Raw genomic sequence first — 17,839 nt, forward strand, 5'->3', positions numbered from 1 at the left:
TTGTTCGGATGGTTCTTGTGGAACGATCCGTAGAGAGTGACGTGGGATCGGGTTCACCTTTCCAGTCAAGAAATTGCTGTCTCCATCGAAATCTATAAACGAAATCGTAATTCCAATTTCTTGCTTCGCTCGATCCCTACCGCGCGTCCATCTACGATTTCTTTTTTTCTTTCACTCTCATGCTCAAAGAACAGACTGCGATTGTATTTTTACGTTAATTTTTAGAAGCCTAAAATTAATTTCTTCAAATTTCTTTAAATTTTTCAAGAATGATTAACAACGTTTTTAAATTTCCCTCTGTTAAAAATATTCCAATCTTAATTAAATAGAACACTCCTATTTGAAATCAGAGTGAGAAGTAAATTATAGTTTCCTTTTATTCTTAAAATGTCTGATAGGTGAGTTTTAGAGGGGCTTCCGTTCATTCATAATATTTGGCCGCGATAAACATTTCAGCTACGTTTTTCCAGTCGGGAACTTTGGGCGCGAGAAGTCCAATATTTTGATAATAGCCATCAGAATCTTCAGTCCATCGCGCTAATGCTTCTAAAAAGGATTCGATATCTTGATTAGTCCATTCTGAAGCATTATCTCTAAAATCATTACTTAATTTATAGATGAATGTTACAAAATCAGCTTTTCCTTTTATAGAGTTTATTTCTTCTCGTGAAAAATCCATTATTCACCTTTTATGCGAATGCTTTCGCCATTATTTTTACTTGAAAACTTATAAGATTCTTTGGCTATTTCTTGTTTTGTCGCCATTCTATAGGGAATCTCCTTTTGGGCAATTTTGAAGGCCGCTAACCGCCTGTTATCAAGCGAATATAACTGCCCTTCTTTATTAACTAAACGAATTGGAGGTATATTTTTAGCTTTTATTGTACCGTCTTTCAAACCTTTTGCTAATTCAGTAATATTAGGATGTATTTTGTCAGAGAAAGTGTTTTTTATACTGCTTTGGCTGAAATTAACTTTACTTGGATCTATAGTTGGATATGACTTTGTCGTCGTTAGCCCAGTTAAATTTTTTATTTTTCCACCAAGATACTGTAGGCCACCTTTTAGCGCAGCTTTTTCTATTTGCGAGCCGTACCCAGTGGTTACGGCCTGTTCCCATTCTTTGCGATTAGCCGGTGCAAATGCGGCAGCAGTCTTGTAAACTAACCCGGCTGAATCATAAAGTAAGGCTTTTGAATTGCCTACGAAGCTTCCATCCTTTGAATTAGTCCCGATTTTGTAAGATGCATCTCCTAAAGTATTTAATGCTTTGTTTGGTGCGCAGAGTATCTCCATTACGATAGAGTCATGCCCCGTCGGATCCTTCGCTCCGATCGGATTTCCCTTCACATACGAGAATCGGTTCCAACCTTGCGTATCCCACTCGCCATCGATGGCAGTATCCGCACTCGTAAATCTTGCGATCCCCGGATCGTAGTATCGCGCGTTGTAAAAATAGAAACCGGATTCTCTATCTAACTCCTGCGAGTTGTATTTCGGAGCAAAGTCGGTGTCCCCACGATGAACAAAAGTTTCACCGTAAGGTAAGTATTGCATTTTGGAAAGAGTCTTGCCGTCATCGTCTAACACGTGTGAGACGGAATCAACTTGGTCGGTGAGGTAGTAGGCGACGGAACCGTTTTCGGCAAGCGCCGCGATTCGTACACCGTTGAGATAAACGTTGTTTACGGAAGTGACTACGCTCTCGCTTTCGATGTATTCAAGACCATAGAATTTGCTTGGATATAAAATCTCTACGTTCGTAAACTGATTGTTCTTTTGTTCAAGCGCAGACTTACGAACTCGGAATCCGCCTTCATCATACCAGTATGTTCCGAGAGTCGCTCCGTTCGCGTCTTGGATGTTGCGGATTCTATCTTGAGAATCGATGCCGATATTTTTAGTAAGATCTTTTGCGTTGTCTCTTTGACGCGTTAAGTTACCGTTTGCATCGTATTGTAGCGTAAGAGTATCGTTTCCGGTTTTGGTAGAATCGATATTCGTGACTTGGTGGTTGTTGTAAACGTAGCTCCATTCGTCGTTGATACTGCCGCTTGTAGGATCGTGGAAACGTTTAGCGATTAAGTTTCCGTTCTTCGCATAACTATAACTTTGTCTGAATTGTTTGGTAAGATTGTCCGCCGTCTCGACGTAACTTCCGACTGCATTTATTAAGCGACCTAAGCCGTCATAATCGTAATTGTATTGAGTTGTATGTTCGCTTGCGTTGTTGGCGATGCTTGTAATATCGTTTTTGCTGTTAAACGCATAGACCGCGTCTTGAAGAACCTTTGTGCTTCCATCGACGTCGCCTGAAGATTGGATTCGCACCATTCTCCCTTTGATATCGTAGATATAACTTGTGCCGATTCCATTACCGAGAGTAAAACCGGCGGTTTGACCAAACTCATTGTAGACGATATTTTCAACGATGTCTTTGTTGCAGAAGCCGGGGAGAATTCCGCTCGTGTCCACTTGCACGGAAATGTCCGTGATATAACCTGCGGTTCCGTAGTTGTAGCAAGCCCGCATTCTCGCGTGAGAAATTGGATGTTCCGGATAATCGATGCGTGAAACTCTTCCCAAAAGATCATATTTAGTTTCCGTAATATACGGACCTTGTGTTTCGGGCACGGGCGAGCTGAGAATCATTCGGGTTTCTTTTTTGATTCTCCCTAACTTATCGTAACTGAACGTTTTGTTTTGAACCCCGTCTTCGATGCGAACGATTTTGCCTAATGCGTTTTCGCTTCCCGAATATGAATCATACGTATAATGAATGTCTCCTTCCGGAATTTGTTTCACCGTAATTCTTCCGATGGAATCGTAGGAAAGATTGGTCGTGATTCCTCTCGCGTTCGTGCTGGAAGTCAAATCGCCGAACGAGTTATAAGTAAAGCTTGCAACGCCGAGATCCGGATCGCTGTCTTGACGCAATCTTCCGAATGCGTCATACAACCAATACGCTTGATTCTTTCCCGAAGTATCTTTTACGGTAACACCGCTTACAACGTTCGAACAAGAAAGAGGAACGCCGTCGTTGAGATCGCTCTTCTTAACTCTGTGTCCCGCGAGATCGTAACAAAAACCGATCTTTGCCTGCGTTCCATCGGAAGCGAAGTCTTCGACGTAAAGAATCTGACCTCTTGCATCCTTCACGATTCGTTTGTTCGTTCCTCCGCTGTGATTTTCCGTGCTCTCAAACGGATCGTTATAAACGGTCGTGATCGTAGTTGCGGATGTTTCACCTTCCGCAGTCGGCATCGTTGTTTTTTTGATTCTTCCGATCGGATCGTATTCGAAAAGGGTCGGATTGCGTTCTTCAAGATGAAGGGCAAAGTGATCGATTTCCCCGCCGTTCACCCAGTTGCTTTGACTTTTTCGGATTAATTTTCCGGTTCCATCGTAAACAAGACGGCCCGTCATCGTATAATTACCGTTAGACGCAGTTTTTACCGTGTAGATTCCGCGGCCCATTCCGTCCGCATACGTGCGAGATGCGAAGTCCGGATCTCCGGTTCCCGAAGGAAGAATGCTCTTTGCGCTCAGAGGAAAGGAAGAATTATAAGAATGATTCGTAACGACGCGGGTTCCGTCGTCCGTATCCGCGCTGGAACGAACAAGTCTTCCATAAGAATCATATTCAAAATAGCTTTTGTTTCCGTTTGCGTCCGTTTCTTCCGTTGCGGAACCGAATGCGGAGCCGTAGTTGATTTTATACTGAGTCGGAAATTGAATCGAACCTCCGAAACTCGTTTTCTGAATTACGAATTGATGCAGTTCGTTATCGTAAGAATGAGTCGTTCCGCGGTTTGGACTTCCACTGGAATCCTTTTCCAATGTTTGATTGCCGTACGTATCATAATCATATTCTAATGTTTTCGAAGCCACCGCAGGAAGCCCGCCTCCGGTGTAAGTTGCAACGTTCTTGATAAGATCGCCGACGCTGTTATAAGAAAGAATGAAAATCGTTTCGTGAGCGCTTCCCGCTAAAGAAACCTGACGCGTCGCTCTTCTTTGATTGGTCGTGTCGTCGGTTTGAAAATCCGTACTGCTTGAAATCGTAACGGAAGAATGAGCCCCATCGCTGAAATGATCGGTCGTATTTTCCGTTTTTTGGCTGACCTTATAACCGTCCAATGTCGTATTAAAATTCTGAGTTACGGTTCTGGATCCGTTCATGAATTTTTCGATCTTAGTCGTTTCGTTGAAATAACTCACGATTCCCGGCACGGTTTCGATGCGATTGATTTCATAAGAGGTCAGAACGTTGCCATATTCTCGGTTATCGTTTCCGATGATTTTCGTTTCTTTTTCCGCGCCTCCGAGCGTGCGGTTCATCATAAAATCGGAATATGTGTTCGCGTGATACGTATGAATTGTTCTTGCGCCGTATGCTTCTTGGATCGTAAATTCTCCGAATCCGAAAAAGTCAGTTTCTTTTTTGCCGCCTATAAAAGCGGAGAATGCGAATCCGTTCTTATATTGATAATTCTTCGTAATTCGATTGGAAAAGCCGTCGTCGAGCGTAATCGAAGTGCAAACTCGATAACTCGTTGGAAGATCGGGGATGTCGTCGTCGCCCGTGTTGTCGAACTTTGTTGAATGTTCGTATGTGAGTTCGTAAAAACCGCCGATGCCGTTCTTTACTTTTTCGATTACATCGGGGACGACTCCCGTAGAAAGAGCGAAATACCAAGTCGGCTCCTTTAGATGAATGATCCCGACGTCGGCAAGTCCGTCTCCGTTATAATCTCCTTGAATCCATTGAAAGACGTAGATTTGAGCGATGAGATCGGGTCTATCCAAGGTTTTTACAAGAACGTTGGAAGGAAGAGAAACGATTTTACTTTGAGCGAGATCGTAAAGTTTATCATCGCCGCTTGAAAGAATGATCGGGTTTCCGTTGTTATCGAATCGATCGTTGAACCCGATCGTTCCCGCATTGTATTGAGTGCGCGCAACCGATGTCGTATTAATTTTTATTTTGTAAAACGAAGTGCCGTTATCGAGAGTTTTTCCGAAGATGATCGATCCGTCGCCAGTCAGAGAATAGATGATTCCGGAAGGACTTGCCGAGTTATAATCGCTTGTAGTAATCGGAAGGGGGATATCGCCCGTTAAGAGTTTGAATTGAATCTGAGTTCCGCTGATCGTTCCCAGATACCATTTATGAGTTGTGGTTCTTCGATCTACGAGTGCAAGCTGTGCTTGCGTTGTGGTAAATTTTCCCGAGAATAAGCTGAATTCTTTTCTGCGCTGACGGTTCTCTCCCGTACCCGCTTGAAAAAGATCGTTCAAAGTGCTTGAAGAAAGATCGCCGCTCGGAGTTAAAATCTTTGTTCCTCCCAAACCGCTTAAAATAAAACGCGCATTTCCGGAAGAAGTCTGATCGTCCAGGATTAAAGCCGATTGAGAACTGTTTGTTTCAAAATGATCAATCACATAACCGCTGTTTTGTGGATCAAAATTCGTAACGTCCGTATCCGTAAAGGTTGCTAAATTAGAAATATCGAATGCGGTTCCACTCGTATTCTTAATTACAAAAAGCTGATTCGTGTTTCCTTGTTTTTTGTAAAGAAGAACTTCGTCTTTGATCGAGTTCGTATAACGATCGGGTTTGCCTCCGAAAAGAATCGAAATTCCGGATGCTTCCGGATTTAAGTTGGTGTTGACCCTTTCGGTAAAAGAATTTCCTTGTTTGAGATCGAACACGTTTGCTTTGCGGTCAAAGATCAAAAGTTCGGGAGAAGAAGAACAATCGTCCGCAGTAAAACAACCGGCAAATGCGAGTTCTCCTTTTCCTGAGTTTAAGTTTCCGTCGTATTTGTATTTGAGTAAGATTGATTTCGTGTTGGAAGCCGCGACAAAGTTGGACGCCGCTTGTTCAAGTTTTACCTCGTCTTTAGGAAGAGGGGTTTTCATGATTCGGTCCTGATCGGGGCCGTAGCTCATGTCGCTATAAATTTTATAACGAAATCCATTGAGAGTGGATTCTCCGATCCAAAACTTTCCGTCGTTTGCGGAAAAGAATCCTATGTCCGTTCTTCCGTCCCCGTTAAAATCTCCCTGAAGCCAGCGGGTGATCGGTTTGAATTGGGGAGTTTTGGACCAGATTCTAAAATTGATCGTTCCGTCTCCGGTTTCGCCTAACGTCCATTCTCCGGAGGAACGATCGAAAAATAAAAAGTCAGAGAAGCCGTCTCCGTTGAAGTCTCCGGAAAAACGATCGTTCGTGAAGAGAGATTGTTCCGCGATCGTGAATACTTTATACAACTTCCATTGCATCTTAAAGTAGATCGGATCGTTTTTGTTGTCGTTGCGATGATTCTCGCCAACGAGCCATCTGCCGGATCTCGAATCATACAAAGAAATATCCGTTCTTCCGTCTCCGTTGTAATCGCCGACGAGGAAGTTGATCTTGTCGCGATTCTTTCCCGCTTTGGAAGAATCGTTCGTGTTTGCACTGTCTAAGTTTGCGTCCGGAGAATAATCTCCGCGGAATACGTTTTGAAATTTTTTAGCGAAGCGGAGGAATTCGAAACTTCCACCTTTGTTGAGCATCAAGGTCCATTGGCCCGTGGGTTCGTCGAATAAAACGGAATCCGATAATCCGTTGCCGTCGTAATCGCCGGGAAACCATTCCATACGAAAGATGTCGGGAACACCGGCCATCAATCTTCCATACGATTTGAATTGAAACACACGACCGTCGTGTTCTGCTACGATAAAGTCTCTTGTTTCGGGAAGGTAGAATGCGATATCGGAACGTCCGTCACCGTTGTAATCGCCGCTCACGTTTCCTTTGAAGAATCGAATCTTCTCGCTGTTATTATATCCTTGATAACGGTTCGCGTAGATCTTAAAGTTATATCCGCCTTCCTTTCTTCCTTCTGCCGCTTTCCAATTTCCGGACTTCGGATTAAAAAATAGCATATCGGAAATCCCGTCTCCGTTGAAGTCTCCTTCAAAGTATTGTGTGGATTCGGGAGTGTCTTCCATTTCGGAAGACGCCTGATTGGCGATGTTCTGCCAGGTCAAAAGTCTACTGGAAGCTTGGTATTGAAATTCAGGTTGTGTGGTATGTCTGCTGGATTCGATCGTTTTGATTCTAGGTCTACCGGAATCTTCGGAAGTTTCATAAACCGGAGTGTAGTCCCAAAGTTTTCCTCCTCCGTCCCAACCCACTTCGATTCTTTCCAGGATCTTATCCATTTTCATCAAAAACCCGGGTGCGTTGGAAACATAAAAATCGTCTCTTTGTTTCGTATAAAAACGCACATACTGCCGAGCGGAAGCTCCGCTTTTGGAATTTCCGGTATAACGGATTTCTTTTAGATATAAGTTTCGTTTATTAGAATATTCTGAATTGTCGTATTGAACTTGAAGATAGTTTCCGTTTCGATCTTCCGTCTTGGAAAGATACCAACTGTAAGTCTGGTTTGGATTGGCCGGGTTATAAATTCTGTTTGCGTTGCTTTCTCCGAAAGTGTTCTTTGTTCCGGAAGAATCCAATACTTCCCAAACCCCGCCGCTTTCTATATTACTGAGCCTTAATACGACTAAGTCTTCTCCCGTAATTTCGGGTCTATAGGTTCCGTTTTCGTTGGTCGTGCTTCCTGCGACTTTTACAAGTCTCGTTCCGTTCCAAGTGAACGAATCTCGGTTGTCATAATAAAGCGCACCATATTCCGGTGTTCGAGTGATGGAGCCGAGTCCGAGATTCCATCCCACACCCAGCCATCCATCTCCTCCAGTGGAAGAATAAGAAATTGCTAATTTAGGTTCGATCCCCGCGCGTCCTGCCGGTGTTTCGATCGGATAAGAAAGGGAAACTCCGCCGAAGTGATTTGGTTCCGGCGGTGCGATAAAAACGGCGCCTTCTAAAGGATCCGCCTTTGCGGACGGATCGTCGATCGCCTTGCTGTAATTTGTTGAAATAGAGAAAAGATCGCTTCCTTCCGGCGCAGGAGCTGACCCTGGACCAATGCTGGAACCGGAAGAGGGGAGTCCTGCTCCTGAGGGAAGACCTAATAAAGCCCAGAGCCAGTTGTTGGAATGTCCCTTACCTCCGAACAGTTTACATGAAGGCATAAGTAGGACCGTGGCCAAAGCCGCAATTACGATTTTTCCGCGCATCTCAAATCAATCCAGTTTTGATATTTATTGTATTCTAAAGTTCGAATGTATTAACTTCGACCGAGGCCGCCTTTAGTAGACAACCTCAGTCGAAGAAGTTTATAACATTCGATCAGTATTTGATTCGAGCTCGGACAGTATAATCTCTTTCGATCAATGGTGCAACGAAGAAGTTGTTAAGTCCGTATTTTAGAGAACCAGGGTTATTCAGATCGATCTTTGCGCCCCGAATTCTTTGTTGGGTTTTATCTTGTGATACCCATAGGGCAAGACCCATTCCGTTATACACTACCGAATTCGGATTGAATTGGATTCCTTCGTTCGTCGTGCTTAGTTGAAATTCTTTTGGTCCATCTACGGTAAACGTGCTGATATCGCTGATTCTTCCCCAGATGGTTCTTTTGGTTCCGTTAATCTGATCCCAAGTGGTAAGAATTTTATTTCCTGAGAGAATTGAGTTTCCTGGTTTTCTCATGTCAGCGTTGTCGCTCGCAAGATTAATAGAGCCAGGGAAGAGCGGTTGCGAGGTTTGTAGGTTGATTGCCTTTAAGCGAACTTCTTTTGTATTCATTCGATAGGTTAATAAGCTTGTATCGGCGAACGTTGAAAGTTTTAGGTAATCGACTCCACTTGACTCTAAGGTTATATTGTCGCTTCCGATGAGATTAGAGTTTGTTGTATCTATACCGCGTCCAAATACTGCCCCATCATTTCTCCGCCAGACAATCATACCTTTGCCATTCGTTGCTCCGACTTTGATAAAATCCTTTGGGCGTGTGGTTTCGTTCAATATTGTCTGGTTCGATCCTATCTTAACTAAGGTAGGTAAGTCATAAACTGAACTCCAAATAGTATGTGCGTCCGAATTAATTTCTTTGTACATCCACCCAAAGACAATCTGATTATTGCTATTGGCTTCCGCGCTAATAAAAACATTGTATCGTGCATAGACATCAGCTTGATGTGCCATTGAATCGATCACTTGATTACTTTCCGAATATCCCGAAATATCAGAATATCCAAGTAGTCCACCGTTGTCTAAGCGTATGGACTGAGCTGCAACTTGATAAATTCGAGTATCAGTAAATAGAGCCATTCCCCCACCTATTATTGAATTCACCGTTGTTGAAGTTGAAAAATTATTCCAAAGGACTGTAGCTCTATTGTTGCCAACAGCAACGTCAAAACTATAATTAAATGACTTTAAAGGAGCCGAAGTAACTCTTGTTCCAACAGCGACTTCTGCTGAAATTGTTGTTAAAGTTGCTAGATCACGTATAGAAGCATAAAAGGTATCTACGTTTTCCCATACGATGATCGCCTTTCCATTGTTCGTCTTAACAACGTATGTTCCCCCTCCTGGCATTGGAGTTGTTGCATTAATGGTAAAGGGATTACCAACCGGTAGGCCTGTGCTAATCTGATGATAGCGACCCAACAAAGTTGTTCCTTGTTTCCAGACGGACATTGCAACATCACCGTAGCTTACGACTATTGGGTCACCTAAGGTTTGAGCATTGACGTCCGCACTCACAGTAAAGTCCGCATTTGCACTTTCTAAGCGATATGTTTTTCCCGTTAAAGCTGTTAGGCGAGACAAACCATTGTATAAGAAGTTCGTAAAGTCCCCACCATCTGCCCAAGAGTTCCAAAGTGCTACTCCTTCGTTATAAATTCCCATCCAGTTAATGGCATTTAGATCCGGAGTAAACCCTAAGCAGGATGCAGGATGGAACGGATTGGTGGAGCAACTGACGGAGCTACTTTGTAGGAATGGTCGATACTGAACCTGCTCGAAAGCCGTTGAGTTAAAGGAAGAGGTGACAAAATTATTCCAGTCGGTTACGAATCCAGTATCGACAACTAATCTTACATCTGGTGAACTTAAAGTTCCAGGAATATATACTTGTGTCGTCTTTTGAGCATTGGTTAGAACTGGGGTTTCTAACTGAAGGTCATATGATCCGTCACTTTGAGGAGGGAATACCTGTAAAATTCGATACGAAGAAGAATCTCCTTGAATATAAAGTCTATCCCCGATATTCACAGGACCATAAGAATTTGAGATTCTGATCGTTGTGGTGCCAGCTACGATTGGTAATCCTGCTTCTCCTCTCATTTTTCGAACTTGGGAGTAATGGAGGGGCCAAACCGTGCGACGATAAGCTGTATTTAAGGAAGGTCGAATATACAGTTTTACTAAACTTATTGCTGGATCGACTGTAGTGCTTGAGGTTGGTAATTGAACACACAAATTATACACTTGATTGATGAAATCAAGTGTGGTTCCGCAATTTTTTAGTTTATATGGATCGCTCGTGCTTAGGTCTTTGATGATGTGAAACCAATCTGTTCGACTTCCACCGAATCCCATACTAATTTCAAAGTCGACTGCTTGATTGATGTTATATCGATCTGAAGATGTTTGTAAACTGTAATTGAAATTCGTAAAATATTGATATGCTCCTGTGTCCGTTGCAGAACCGAAATTCGGCGCTAGGTATTTTGTTTTATCCAATTGAATTTTTAGTTCTATCTTTTCCCCGAAGCCGACTTCTCCTAAGTAAAGAGAATTCGTATCCGGATAGTATGGATGAACGCCTAGTGATTTATTATCCCATGTCGTATTAAATGGATAGCCTATTCCGGTTTCTAAAGGATTTGTTCCAAATTTCTGTTCCGCTTTGATAAAATCTTTAAAGGAAATATAAACTAAATCATAATTATCCCCCGCCCAGATCATGGAATCGGCTCCTTTCACTACCGGTGCCGCGACGGCACCTCGCCAGGGATCAAACTTTCTTACGCTACCTGCGTCAGTCCAATATTCAGTTGGAGAATAGAATTTTCCTCTTGAATAAATTGCCCATACGCCAGAAGTTCTTTTTTCAGTTTCAGTCCATTGACTGTAAGGTTTTTGAACGCAAGCTGTTCGCGTAACCCCATCAGTACCTGTGCTCGTTTCATCAACGCAGGGAATGTTGGTGCTAACTCCTCCAAAAGATTGGATTCCTTTTATATATACTCTTGACTCAGCTAAAGTAGGAGCTGACTCGGACAAATCAACGACATAGTCTTTAAATACAATATTATTTCCCGAACATGATATTCTTTCTAAAGCTTTTTTTAAACTAACGCCAGGAGAAAATACGTCAGTTGTCGTTGTATTGCAGGGATTAGAAACGTTTGGCGTATCGAATGCAGTAACTCGATACATTTCTCTTATAGTTGGCCCATAAACTTTAATTAAGGCTGTTCTACCTTTTGCATTTTCTTCGATAATTTTCAAATTATTACCTGAGAAGTTAAGCAGATTGGATTTATAATTTGAATCGGCGACATGAGTCATAGTATAATCTACAATCATAATTTTGGGTGTGTACCCAGCCGCTATCGCCTTCTCAACTTCAGCTGTATTAAGATTTGTTAACTCAACAACGTAAGGCCCAAAATCAGTTCCCCCGTAAACTTCCACTTCGAAAAGAGTATAGTCATCGTTTCTCAAACGAAAAGAGGACATCGGCACTAATTCACCAGCTGGTGTTTCGAACATTAAAGAACAAAGGATATTCGAAATTTTAACTGGCATGTTTACGGAAAGATTTTTAATGTAGAGTGCGGCTCTAACGACACCTGCATTTGGTTCAACAGTAGAGGTTTCGTTGATTTTCAAAGATTTATCTGATCGATATTTTCTCGCCTTATTGCTGGAAGAATCGGATTTAAGATTCCAAGCATCTTTATCAATGTTGTTTTTAAAAGGTCGATCAGCCCATTTCGTTGTAGTAGCTGATACTGCGTTCTTCATTGACCAGCTATTTTTTGAACTTTGGCTGTAATCGAATCCAATGTCAGACATTGGAATATAGCTTGCTTTTACGCCGAAACTCGTGCTTACTTCGTTGGAAGTTCCCGCTTCAGTATCATTGCTAAAAGAATCCTGAAACTGAACGGTTCTTTCATTCAATTCGTTCTGGTGAATTTTTTCAGAACCTTCATTCTTTGAAGCTTCAAAATCGTTCGAATTAATTTCGCTCACGATTTGATCGCTTTGGTTGCTTGAGTTTTTGAGAATTTGGATCTTTAAAGTAACTGGGGGGGCGATTGCAGTTTCAATTTGAGGATAATCGGCCACCCAAACATTACTTAACGTTTCATTTTGATTTAAGATTCCATCGCCGTCGAAGTCGTTCACAATTGTCGTACCGGTTGGATCGATGGTTCCCATAAGAGCTGCAGCTGCTACGGGTTTGCCGGGAGGGAGGTTGAATAGGCCGTTGACCGGTGTTACAGTCGTTGTAGGACTTCCCGGTTTTACAGGGACCCCTTCTTTATCCACTTGAGTTTTCACTTGTTCCGCAACCAACCAAGTTGCAGCCGCAAGGTCTACGTTTTCCATAGTTCCGCGATCTTTACCGAACCAACCACAAGTAATTACAAAAGGTATTAAAAGAAATAAAATTCCATAAAAACGCATCTTATTGAATATCCAACCATTCTGAAACATGATTCACCTCTTCGTTTATGCTTTTGTTTTTAAAATCATAGGATCCACACGTTATCCGGAGTATGAGCAAACTTATAGCGTTACTCCTCTTCGCTTAACAAAATAGACACAAGTTTTACAAAATGCAAAAGTTTCAATTCGACTAAGTAAAAAATGAGGCTTTAGCCGGCTATAGAAAAACCTAGAAAAAATATTTTTTGTTTTAAACGTGTTTTGTTAAGCGAAATGATATTGAAATTGAGAATACTTTGAATTACGTAGTTTTCGTCTTTGATAGCCGACTGAATGCAATATTATTAATTGCTGATTCGCGTCTACGATTCAATAAACATAACAGGATCCATAGATGGGATAAGTTATGTTTTCGTTTTTTAATAAAATGAACGTTTGTATTTCGCATTATAAAGATTCCTTTGTGAATCTTTATAACTCAGGTGTGTGCTTTTTTCAGGAAGGATTGTTTCCGCCGGAAATTTAGAATTTATTTATACTGATTTTCTTTTTTTATACGGGTTTAAAATTTTTTCTCCGATTTTGGCGGAATTAAAAAGGAATCGGATATAAATGTCTTCTTGAAAAAAATAAATTCTTACAATGAATTTAAACGTTATCCGCATTGATGAGCGGTTTGCCGATTTCTTTGAGCCCGGTAGGAAGTTCGTCATTTTTTTCTATTACATTCAATTATTTGAATATATAAAAATATTGATTCTTCGTTTAACAATTTCACCTAAATCCTTTTTAACTTGACACAGAAGCCATCTCTAAAAAACGATCCTTTTTAAGGAGACTTGTTTTTAAATGATGAATAACGTCCGTAAATACGGAATGATCGTAATTTCCGCTTTGGCTTTATTGTTTAGCATAACGAATTGTGTAACCGCATTGGGTAATGTAACTCTGACCGGAAAAAATTATCCGCCGCTTACCGAAACGGATCCTATCGACGTTGTGATGAGAGCTGTGCCTGATTATAGGGTAGAGCAAATCGGAATCGTAGAAGTTCGCTGTGCACAATTGAATCACTGTATCGAATATGTAAAAGGGAAGGCAAGAGAAGTCGGAGCCGACGTGATTATTCTTGCGGACTCAGGAACTGTTACTTCGGTAAGTTATCATCCGGGAAGCCAAGCGGGCAATGCGTCTACTCCGGGTCGTGTATCCAGCAGTTCTCACCAAGTTCAAACTTGGGAAATTTCAAAGAAAGTAATTTTACAAACGCCTTCTAAACCTGCAAAAGGAAAAAAATCCGTTTCTGAAGAAATATAAATTTTAAAAATTTAAGAATATTTCTATATTCTTAAATTGAAAAAGCAACTCCATCCGCCTAAAAACTTTTTAGCGGATGGAAGGCCGGAACAAGTAAATCCAAAGAAGGAACAGAAATTCCCTTACTTTTTTATTTGTCCCTTCCAGGAAGAAGCAACCCCTTTAACTGATCGATCAATTGGATTCCGCCCGTAAGCGTGATTTGGCTGATCTTTTCGCTGATTCTTTCCACATACTCCAATTCTTTGAGTTTATAAAGGGTCGCATTCTCTTCCATCAGTTTGGCGGTATTCAATAAACTTCTTGTGGACGCGGTTTCTTCTCTTCGCATAATCACGTTTGCTTGCGCTTTTTTCTCGGCAATCAAAACCTGATTGAGAATATCCTTGATTTCTCCCGGTAGAATTACGTCCTTTACGCCTCCGAAGATGATCTCCAAACCCATAGAAGGCATGGAGGTTTTTATTTTCTCAACGACGTAATAGCCGATTTCTTCCTTTTTGGAAAGAATTTCGTCTAACGTCAAAGAGCCCACGTATTCTCTTAAAACCAACTGAAGGTGAATGTATAACTGTGATTCGTAGTCCTTTACTTTTACGAGACATTCGATCGGATCCAAAATCTTGTATTGGCAGACGAAATTGAGTCGAAGAGGGATCTTGTCCTTCGACATGATTTCTTGTCCTGTGATTTCGGTTTGAAGTTGTCTCAGATCCGCTTTCACCACTGAAATCGATTTGGTTCCCTTCCAGTAAAAATAGTTTCCGGGTTCCAGAACTTTCACGAAAGAATTTTCGATGAACAATAAACCTTTTTGAAACGATTCGACCGCATACGAACAAGTAAAATCTTTTACTTCGGGTTTCATAAGAATGGAACGATCGATATTTTCGTCAATGGACGGATCGTTCAAGTCGATCTTGACAAAGGATATTTTCTTTCCGCCTTTCCAAAACGCATGTGTTCCCGTTTTTAAAGCCGACTTGAATTTATCTTCTTCAAAAAGAAGTGCGATCTCGTTGTCTTTGAGATCGACCACTTCCAATTCCTTCAAAAGAATCGGATCGTTTTTTAAAAACGTAAAGTTGACTCTTGAAAAGAAAGGATTCAGGATCTGATGAATTTCTATATCCTGACCCAATAGAGAAAAATAATTTCCGGGCATCAGGAGTTTTACGTATTCTCCTTCTTTGAATAAAAGACCTCTTTGATCCTTTTTGATTTTCATACAAACCTCAGTGTAAATTCAATGATTGCGATTTTTTTCATCCTTCGCTGATTCGCTTTCAATTCGATTCTAAAAATAAAAAGAATAAAAGGAATCCATCCGATGTGAGCGGAGAACGATTTGAGAATCGTTGCATCGAATCGCGTTCGACTTCTACTTTTTTCTTTCGAAAAAATCCGAAATCGTTTTGAATCGAATTCTCGACTCGGTATCCATCGTTCTTCAAGGCGAACACCCGATTGCCTTTGAACCAGTCGCGGGCCGGACGCCTTTTATTCTTTTTTTGCTTTGGTCTTTTTGAGAAGAGACCAACTTCTCGCGTGACAGGCGCCTACTCTACCCACTGAGCTACTTACCGAAGTAAGGAAGGATTCGAACCTTCGACCAGGTGTTGGAGACTTTGATTCCGATCTCCTAACGTTAGACCAACCGCACAGGGTGCGGAGGAACCGACGGGCCTTTGGAAACCCTGAAAGACCGTTGGAACCAAAGCCGAAGACAGATTCTTTCAAAAGGAAAGAAAAGGAAACGATTTTTCTTTCCTTCTTCGGTTTGAATTTTACTGTGAAGGTCGCAGTCTATGTGCGATCGACGAGTTCTATTCTTTTGAGAAGTCGAATTTTGTTTGTAAATCTTTTGTATCTAAACTGAAAGAATCGTTAACGTCTTTTATTCGATACAACTCGGGTCGAAACTGAATTTTTTGAAAAGAATGACCTTAAGTCTTTGATAATTTGAAACGTTAACCGTAACGCCTTTGTCGCTTAACAATTGAACTTCGAACTTTACGTTTTTTTAATTGACTTAGACGATGGTTTAAAAAATGTTCCATGTCAACAGGAGATTTAATTTTTTATATGACGATGAACTTCCATAAATTTGGAATGATTTTTGCTTTAAGTTTGATTGCACTTTTTGGTGTAATCAATTGTGCTACGGGTAACGTAACGATCACCGGAAGAAACTACCCGGCACTGACTGAAACCGATCATATCGATGTTGTGATGAGAGCCGTTCCAGAATATAAAGTTGAACAGATTGGGATTGTCGAGGTTCGTTGTGGTCAGTTGAGTCACTGCATCGAGTATGTTAAGGAAAAAGCAAGAGAAGTGGGAGCCGACGTTATTATTTTAGCGGAATCTGGAACTGTGACTTCGGTTAGCTATCAACCCGGAGCTCAAGCAGGAAATACTTCTACACCGGGACGTGTTTCATCGAATAGTCATGAAGTTCAAACTTGGGAAATTGCAAAAAAGATAATTCTTCCAGCGCCTGCGCCAGTAACCAAAGGAAAGAATAAATAATTGATTTCTCATTGAAATTCGCGCGATAACAACTGCGATCGCGATTTCCGCGGTCGCAGGGTAAAGAAGCATCGCTTCAAAAATATTCTTACATTCTAAATTTTGAATCTATCACAAAAGACTCAAACGTATTCGGAAAGATATTCTTTGCCTTTGAGATGACTTGGAAAAAAGATCGGAAACTTCTTACCGGTTTTAGCGCGGGAACGACGATACGACTTGGAAGAATTCCAAAAGGTTTCATATTCCGAATCCAAACGAAACAAAAGTTTTTCCCAAAAGATGAAATGAGAATCCACGAATTCTTGCCGAATGTCCTTGGCTCGTAAAGTCAACGGACATTTGCCCGTGAATTCTTTCATAAAAACGAGTCCGACCAAAACTCCTCGCGTATCCAAATACGGTTCGAGAGGAAAGGTTCTACAACTGATCGAACGATTGTCGCGTTCGCAAAATTGAATTCCCTTACATTCGCAGAAAAGAGTTTCTTTGGAATCATACTCCGCGAGCATCTTCTTGTCTATTTCCGTTTCCGGTTTCCAAACCTTCCAAAGATCCGTTCTTTTTTTTAACATGGAGAATTCGGAACGATACAAGGTCGGAACTGCGTTGTCCGCGATACAACAAAAAGGAACTCCGTCGTTGTCGGGCTTACACAATTCTCCGCAATCGAAGTCGGTTAATTCTTCTTGGAGAAGAGAATAGTAGTAAGAGATCTCGTCTTCGGCGAGATGTTTAGGATCGTTTTTTTTTGCTATCGTCTTCAATGGATGAATGACTCCGACTTTTATCGATTCGATTTTTTTTCGGAGTGATGATCTTTCGAAAGATCGCGTATCCCGAAAAGAGAATTCCGGCAGAACAAAGAATTCCCCACTTTCTGTAAAACAACTCAACGCCGGGGGTGAGAAAACCATTTTTCTGAGCCAAGGCCATCAAAAGGGCAAAAATCGTTAAGAGTGAAAACGCGCTTAAAAAGAATAGAACGGTGATTCGAAGATTCTTTAGAGTGTTTTCCAAATCTTTCTTAAACTCCAAGAACCGGGAATAAAATTCTTTGGTTTCTTCTCCTTCGGATAACTTCTGCACGTTATAAAATGATTCGAACTCTTCGGGGATCTTGGTCGTGTCTAAAAGTAGAAATTCGTAATCCAAGGTTTTATCATATTCTTCCCTGGACTCCGGCGAAATCAATGTCAGATAGGCGCGTGTTCCTTCTTCCCGATCCAACTCTCGGGACGGGTTCCAAGGATCGGATTCCAATTTTTCGAGATAATCCCGATACGCGGACTCGATTCTCCCGAAGTCGGAACTCCGAGAAACATCCAGAAGTCTGTAATAGTCCGGTTTTGTATTCACTGCCATAGGATTTAAATAGGGAGGAGTTCCCGC

At 41.5% G+C, this 17,839-nt stretch carries 8 protein-coding genes; 2 read left to right on the forward strand and 6 right to left on the reverse strand.

Going from position 1 to position 17,839, the window contains the following annotated elements; genetic code table 11:
- Positions 1-421: 421 nt before the first annotated feature.
- The 3 genes from CH367_RS03365 to CH367_RS03375 all read right to left on the reverse strand — a co-directional run bounded on the left by CH367_RS03365 (position 422) and on the right by CH367_RS03375 (position 12,646).
- Positions 422-679: a DUF7660 family protein gene (locus CH367_RS03365; RefSeq protein ID WP_208861969.1), complete on the reverse strand. Its 258-nt coding sequence runs from the start codon at positions 677-679 to the stop codon at positions 422-424.
- Positions 679-8,094, reverse strand: coding sequence for a SpvB/TcaC N-terminal domain-containing protein (locus tag CH367_RS03370; RefSeq protein WP_244284454.1), 7,416 nt, complete (start codon positions 8,092-8,094; stop codon positions 679-681). Before CH367_RS03370 ends, CH367_RS03365 begins: the two co-directional genes overlap by 1 nt.
- Positions 8,095-8,251: 157 nt before the next feature.
- Complete coding sequence (locus CH367_RS03375; RefSeq protein ID WP_100761054.1) at positions 8,252-12,646, reverse strand: LIC12048 family lipoprotein; 4,395 nt, start codon at positions 12,644-12,646, stop codon at positions 8,252-8,254.
- 801 nt (positions 12,647-13,447) lie between these two features.
- Between CH367_RS03375 and CH367_RS03380 the strand changes: the two genes are divergently transcribed.
- On the forward strand, positions 13,448-13,915 hold the full coding sequence (locus CH367_RS03380; RefSeq protein ID WP_100761055.1) for an LA_1841 family salt-regulated protein: 468 nt from the start codon (positions 13,448-13,450) through the stop codon (positions 13,913-13,915).
- Positions 13,916-14,045: 130 nt separating this feature from the next.
- Here CH367_RS03380 and CH367_RS03385 read toward each other — a convergent pair whose 3' ends face one another.
- A complete protein-coding gene (locus CH367_RS03385) occupies positions 14,046-15,143 on the reverse strand; it encodes a slipin family protein (protein WP_100761056.1) in 1,098 nt (365 codons plus the stop codon).
- 857 nt (positions 15,144-16,000) lie between these two features.
- On the opposite strand from CH367_RS03385, the gene CH367_RS03390 reads away from it, so the two are divergent.
- Positions 16,001-16,447, forward strand: coding sequence for an LA_1841 family salt-regulated protein (locus CH367_RS03390; RefSeq protein WP_100761057.1), 447 nt, complete (start codon positions 16,001-16,003; stop codon positions 16,445-16,447).
- A 122-nt stretch (positions 16,448-16,569) separates the two neighbouring features.
- On the opposite strand, the gene CH367_RS03395 is transcribed toward CH367_RS03390, so the two are convergent.
- Both CH367_RS03395 and CH367_RS03400 read right to left on the reverse strand, forming a co-directional pair.
- Entirely contained in the window at positions 16,570-17,214 is a 645-nt protein-coding gene (locus CH367_RS03395; protein WP_100761058.1) for a hypothetical protein, read from the reverse strand.
- Entirely contained in the window at positions 17,183-17,812 is a 630-nt protein-coding gene (locus CH367_RS03400) for a molecular chaperone DnaJ (RefSeq protein WP_100761059.1), read from the reverse strand. The genes CH367_RS03395 and CH367_RS03400 overlap by 32 nt, the downstream gene beginning before the upstream one ends.
- Between the last annotated feature and the right edge of the window lie 27 nt (positions 17,813-17,839).

It is taken from the genome of Leptospira barantonii, from assembly GCF_002811925.1.
GTDB classification, from domain to species: Bacteria; Spirochaetota; Leptospiria; order Leptospirales; family Leptospiraceae; genus Leptospira; species Leptospira barantonii.